The sequence below is a fragment of the Actinoplanes sp. NPDC048791 genome, assembly GCF_040650095.1.
Lineage (GTDB): Bacteria > Actinomycetota > Actinomycetes > Mycobacteriales > Micromonosporaceae > Actinoplanes.
This window is the reverse complement of sequence record NZ_JBEZGQ010000544.1, coordinates 1-5763: the sequence shown is the minus strand read 5'-3', so window position 1 is coordinate 5763 and position 5763 is coordinate 1. Positions and strand designations below refer to the sequence as shown.

At 72.2% G+C, this 5763-nt stretch carries 5 protein-coding genes; 2 read left to right on the top strand and 3 right to left on the bottom strand.

The window, feature by feature from the left end; all coding sequences use genetic code 11:
- On the bottom strand, positions 1-2321 hold a 2321-nt coding region (locus AB0C29_RS30540; RefSeq protein ID WP_360827327.1), incomplete at its 3' end, for a Tex family protein.
- Between the two features lie 97 nt (positions 2322-2418).
- Between AB0C29_RS30540 and AB0C29_RS30535 the strand changes: the two genes are divergently transcribed.
- The gene (locus AB0C29_RS30535; protein ID WP_360827324.1) at positions 2419-3468 is read left to right on the top strand and encodes a zinc-dependent alcohol dehydrogenase family protein; all 1050 of its coding nucleotides are present in this window, start codon (positions 2419-2421) and stop codon (positions 3466-3468) included.
- Here AB0C29_RS30535 and AB0C29_RS30530 read toward each other — a convergent pair.
- Positions 3446-4414, bottom strand: coding sequence for a LuxR C-terminal-related transcriptional regulator (locus tag AB0C29_RS30530; RefSeq protein ID WP_360827321.1), 969 nt, complete (start codon positions 4412-4414; stop codon positions 3446-3448). The genes AB0C29_RS30535 and AB0C29_RS30530 overlap by 23 nt on opposite strands.
- A 76-nt stretch (positions 4415-4490) precedes the next feature.
- On the opposite strand from AB0C29_RS30530, the gene AB0C29_RS30525 reads away from it, so the two are divergent.
- Positions 4491-5210, top strand: a complete 720-nt coding sequence (locus AB0C29_RS30525; protein ID WP_360827317.1) for a protein phosphatase 2C domain-containing protein — start codon at positions 4491-4493, stop codon at positions 5208-5210.
- 54 nt (positions 5211-5264) lie between these two features.
- Here AB0C29_RS30525 and AB0C29_RS30520 read toward each other — a convergent pair whose 3' ends face one another.
- Positions 5265-5627 (bottom strand): hypothetical protein, encoded by a 363-nt coding sequence (locus AB0C29_RS30520; RefSeq protein ID WP_360827314.1) that lies wholly within the window; start codon positions 5625-5627, stop codon positions 5265-5267.
- Positions 5628-5763: the final 136 nt, after the last annotated feature.

Here is a 5763-nt window from a genome sequence, read left to right as displayed (position 1 = left end):
CCTCGACCGCCGCCCTGACCGCCCTGGCCGCCTTGCCGGGGCTGACCGCCCTGCCGGGGCTGCCCGCCCTGCCGCGGCTGGCCACCCTGGCGGGGCTGACCGCCACCCGGCCGGGCCTCCCGCGGCTCACGCGGCGCGCGCTGCTCCGGCTTGTCCTCGAGCTTCATGGTCAGCGAGATCCGCTTGCGCGCCTCGTCGACCTCCACCACCCGCACCTTCACGACGTCGCCGGACTTGACCACCTCGCGCGGGTCCTTCACGTACGTGTTGGACAGCGCCGACACGTGCACCAGGCCGTCCTGGTGCACGCCGACGTCGACGAACGCGCCGAACGCCGCCACGTTGGTCACCACGCCCTCCAGGATCATGCCCGGGCGCAGGTCGGCGATCTTCTCGACGCCGTCGGCGAACGTCGCCGTGGTGAACGCCGGGCGCGGGTCCCGGCCCGGCTTCTCCAGCTCGCGCAGGATGTCCGTGACGGTCGGCAGGCCGACGGTGTCGGTGACGAACTTCTCCGGGCGCAGGGCGCGCAGCAGCGGGCTGTTGCCGATCACCGTCTTCAGGTCGCCGCCGGCGGTGGCCAGGATGGTCCGGACCACCGGGTACGACTCGGGGTGCACACTGGACGCGTCCAGCGGGTCGTCGCCGTCCGGGATGCGCAGGAAGCCCGCGCACTGCTCGAACGCCTTCGGGCCGAGCCGGGCCACCTTCTTGATCTGGGAGCGGTTCTTGAACGGGCCGTTGGCGTCGCGGTGCATGACGATGTTCTCGGCCAGGCCGGCGCCGATGCCCGACACCCGGGTCAGCAGCGGGGCCGACGCCGTGTTGACGTCCACCCCGACGGCGTTCACACAGTCCTCGACCACCGCGTCCAGCGACTTCGACAGCTTCACCTCGGACAGGTCGTGCTGGTACTGCCCGACGCCGATAGACCGGGGGTCGATCTTGACCAGTTCGGCCAGCGGGTCCTGCAGGCGGCGGGCAATGGAGACCGCGCCGCGCAAGGAGACGTCCATACCGGGCAGTTCCTGCGACGCGTACGCCGAAGCCGAGTAAACAGACGCACCGGCCTCGGAGACCATCACCTTGGTCAGCTTGAGCTCAGGGTGCAGCTTGATCAGGTCCGCCGCCAGCCGGTCGGTCTCCCGCGAGGCGGTGCCGTTGCCGATCGCCACCAGGTCGACCTTGTGCTCTTTGGCCAGCGTGGCCAGGGTGTGCAGCGACTGGTCCCACTTGTTCTGCGGGACGTGCGGGTAGATCGTCGAGGTGGCCACGCACTTGCCGGTCGAGTCGACGATGGCCACCTTGACGCCGGTGCGGAAGCCGGGGTCGAGACCCATCGTCGTACGGCTGCCGGCCGGGGCCGCCAGCAGCAGGTCGCGCAGGTTCGCCGCGAAGACGCGTACCGCCTCGTCCTCGGCCGCCTGCCAGAGCCGGACCCGCAGGTCCGCGCCCAGGTGGATGAGGATCCTGGTCCGCCAGGCCCACCGCACGGTGTCGAGCAGCCAGCGGTCGCCGGGGCGGCCGTGGTCGGTGATGCCGAACCGGCCGGCCACCGACGCCTCGAAGCTGGACCGCTCGCCCTCCTCGGCGCCCTCCTCGGGCTCCATGGTCAGGTCGAGCACGTCCTCCTTCTCGCCGCGGAACATGGCGAGGATGCGGTGCGAGGGCAGCTTGGTGAACGGCTCGGCGAAGTCGAAGTAGTCCGCGAACTTGGCGCCCTCGGTCTCCTTGCCCTCGCGCACCTTGGCGATCAGCCGGCCCTTGGTCCACATGCGTTCACGCAGCTCACCGATGAGGTCGGGGTCCTCGGCGAAGCGCTCGATCAGGATCGCCCGAGCGCCGTCGAGCGCCGCGGTCACGTCCGCGACGCCCTTGTCAGCGTCCACGTAGGCCGCCGCCTCCGCCTTGGGGTCCCGGGTCGCGTCGCCGAGCAGCAGGTCGGCCAGCGGCTCCAGGCCGGCCTCGCGGGCGATCTGGGCCCGGGTCCGGCGCTTGGGCTTGAACGGCAGGTAGATGTCCTCGAGCCGGGCCTTGGACTCCGCGGCGAGGATCTGCGCCTCGAGGGCGTCGTCGAGCTTGCCCTGCGAGCGGATCGACTCGAGCACGGCCGCGCGACGGTCCTCGAGCTCCCGCAGATAGCCGAGCCGCTCCTCGAGCGTGCGCAGCTGCTGGTCGTCGAGGGTGCCGGTGACCTCCTTGCGGTAACGGGCGATGAACGGCACGGTGGCTCCGCCGTCCAGCAGGTCGACCGCCGCGGTCACCTGTCCCTCGCGGACCCCGAGCTCCTGGGCAATGCGCTGATGGATGCTGGTCGTCACGCCGACGATTGTGACCGAGGCGCCCTGTGCTTGTCGCGCCGCCCCGCGAATCCCGCGCGGATGATCACCCGGCCCGGGCGCGGGTAAGGTCGGGGGAATGCACGCCGCGATGTGGTACGCGCCCCGCGACATCCGCTGGGAGCAGCGTCCGGACCCGACCATCCAGCTGCCCACGGACGCGATCGTGCGGGTGGTCGCCGCCTGCGTCTGCGGCTCCGACCTGTGGACGTTCCGGGGTGCGCGGCCGCCGGCCGACCCGCACCCGATCGGCCACGAGTTCGTCGGCGTGGTCGAGGAGATCGGCGCCGGCGTGACCACCCTGCGGGCCGGTGACTTCGTCATCTCCCCGTTCTCGATCAGCGACGGCACCTGCGTGCACTGCCGGCAGGGCGTCACCACCTCGTGCGTCCAGGCCCAGTGGTACGGCGGCACCGACCGCGACGGCCGCACCCTCGACGGCGGCCAGGGGCAGTACGTGCGCGTACCGCTGGCCGACGGCACCCTGGTCGCCACGCCGGAGCATCCGGATCGCGAGCAGATTCCGGCCCTGCTGGCCCTCTCCGACGTCCTGGTCACCGGCCACCACGCCGCTGTCTCCGCAGGTGTGGGCCCGGGCAGCACGGTCGCGGTGGTCGGCGACGGCGCGGTCGGCCTGTGCGCGGTCCGGGCGGCCGTCCGCCTCGGGGCCGACCGGGTGATCGCCTTCTCGTCGTACACCGACCGGCAGAACGTCGCGACCGGCTTCGGCGCCTCCGACGTCATTTCCGAACGCGGCGACGACGGCGCCGCGGCACTGCGTGACCTGCTCGCCGACCAGGGCGCGGACGCCGTGCTCGAATGCGTCGGCAACAAGGAGTCGATGGCCCAGGCGATGGCGTCGGTGCGCCCCGGCGGCCGGATCGGCTACGTGGGGGTGCCGCTGGGCGGGGCGGAGCTGCCGATCAAAAAGATGTTCGCCGACAACATCGCGGTGGCCGGTGGCGTCGCGCCGGTGCGGCCGTACCTGCCGGAGCTGCTCGCCGACGTGCTGGCCGGCACGCTGGACGCCGGTGCGGTGTTCGACCTGGAGCTGCCGATGGAGAAGGTGGCCGAGGCCTATGCGGCGATGGACGAGCGCCGCTCGATCAAGACGCTGCTGTGGCCTTGAGGTCACGCTGAACGGCCCACAGCGCGGCCTCGGTGCGCGAGGCGGCGCCGGTCTTGCGCAGCAGATTCGACACGTGCACGGTGACCGTGCGCACCGAGATGCCCAGCGCGCGGGCGATCTGCTTGTTGGACATGCCCTCGGCCAGGCAGCCGATGACCTCCCGCTCCCGCGCGGTCAGCTCGGGCTGCTCCTGGAGGTGGGCGGGCAGCGGCGCGTCGGCCAGCGCCTCCGGTCCACCAGCCATGGCCAGCAGCTCACTCAACCGGTACGGGTTACCGCCGGTGCGGCGCCACACCGCCTCGGTGACCTGCGGGGACGGGCAGCTGGCCCCGTACACGTGGGCCAGGATGCGGCTCACCTGCCCGGCGGTCAGCGCACCCAGATGCTGGCGCACCGCGCCGGGGGCGCCGGACAGCCGGGCCAGGACCCGGGCCGTGAGCAGCGGAGAGACCGCCGCCTCGGGCGGCCGGCTGGTCACGACCAGCAGGGCCGGAAGATCAGCGGCGGCGAGCTCACCGATCAGGTTAAGGCTGGCCGGGTCCAGCGCGTGCAGATCCTCGACCACGAGTACGGCGGGACGACCGCCCACCAGCGTCCGCACGGTGGTGACGGCCAGCCGCAGCAGCGCGTCGGGCGTGTACCGCTCCCGGGGGACATCGGGATCCTGGGCAAGCCAGGCCAGAGCGTCCGGCGGCACCGGCAGCCCGGGGCGCGGCCCCAGCCCGGCCAGCACGGCGGCGAGCCAGTCGTAGGGGGCGGGCGAATGCAGCCGAGCGGAGCCGGACAGGATGACCTGAGGGGTCGTGAGCTGCAAAGCGGCCGAGACCAGGGTGCTCTTGCCGGTGCCGGGCAGCCCGGTGATCACGGCGGGCACGCACCTGCGGGTGGCGCCGACACGCTCCCAGGCGCGCCGGAGCTCGTCCAACGCGTCCGTTCGTCCCACCATCGGTACCGGCATCACCACCCAACACTACGTACTACGTACTACAGACACCGCCGCAGCCCTTTGGCAGTCTTGTGACATGAGTGTCGTGCTTCGTGCGGTCGCCGCCTCCGATCAGGGCCTGGTCCGGTCGAACAACGAGGACGCGGTCTTCGTCGGCGACCGGTTGCTGGTCGTGGCGGACGGCATGGGCGGCCTGCCGGCCGGAGAACTGGCCAGCGACATCCTGGTCACCGCCCTGGCCGACGTGGACGCGAAACCGGACACGGGGGAGCCCCTGCAGGACCTGATCGCGGCGCTGGAAACAGCCAACAAGCGCATCGAGGAAGCAGTCGCCGACGACGACGCCCGCGACGGCATGGGCACCACGGTGACAACTCTCATGCTGTCCGGCGACCGGGTGGCCGCCCTGAACGTGGGCGACTCCCGGTGCTACCTGAGCCGTGATGGCGAGTTGACGCAGATCACGCGGGATGACACTTATGTGCAGGCGCTGGTGGATCAAGGGGTGCTGACCCCGGACGACGCGCGCCGGCACCCGCAGCGGGCGCTGGTGACCCAGGCGGTGCAGGGTGGGCCGTTCCGGCCGGCGGGGCGGATGGTGCCGGTGCGGGTGGGGGACAGGTTCCTGCTCTGCAGCGACGGGCTGAGTGACTACGTCGAGGACGAGGTGATCGCGACCACGCTGCGGTCGTACGGGGACCGGCAGGTGTGCGCGGCGGAGCTGATCGCGCGGACGTTGGAAGCCGGGGCGCCGGACAACGTCACGGTGATCGTCGCGGACGTGGAGGAGGAGTAGGGCCTCTCGGCCGGGTGCGGTCGTCGGGTCCGGCTGTTTCGCCGGGCCGGGCGTCTACGGTCGGTTCGGCGTCCGTCCGGCGTCTGCCCGGCGGGTTCCCGGCCGGGGCCGGCCGTCGACGGCTGTGCAGATGCCGTAGACCCGGGCGTAGCCGGTCCATCCGTTGATCCGGCCCCGGTTGTTGCTGATCTGCACGCGGCCCTTGACCGGATCGACTGCGGAGACGAGATGCAGATAGACGGCGCCGGCCACGCGGGCCAGCACGATGTCCCCGACGACAACCTCCGCGGGATCGACGGGCGCGACCGTGACGAGCTGCCGGCTGCGGATCAGCGGCACCATCGACGAGCCGGTCGGCCGGAACTCGACGGTAGCGCCGGCGGCCACCCGGGCGGCGATCGATGTGAGGTTGCTCATGTCGGCTCATCATCGGCCGCTCGGCACGGCCCCGGCCACTCCATTTCGCGTGGCCGGCCCGGCCCCCGGCCCTGGCCCTGGCCCCGGCCCCTGGCCCGGCCCCTGGCCCTGGCCCTGGCCCTGGCCCCTGGCCCTG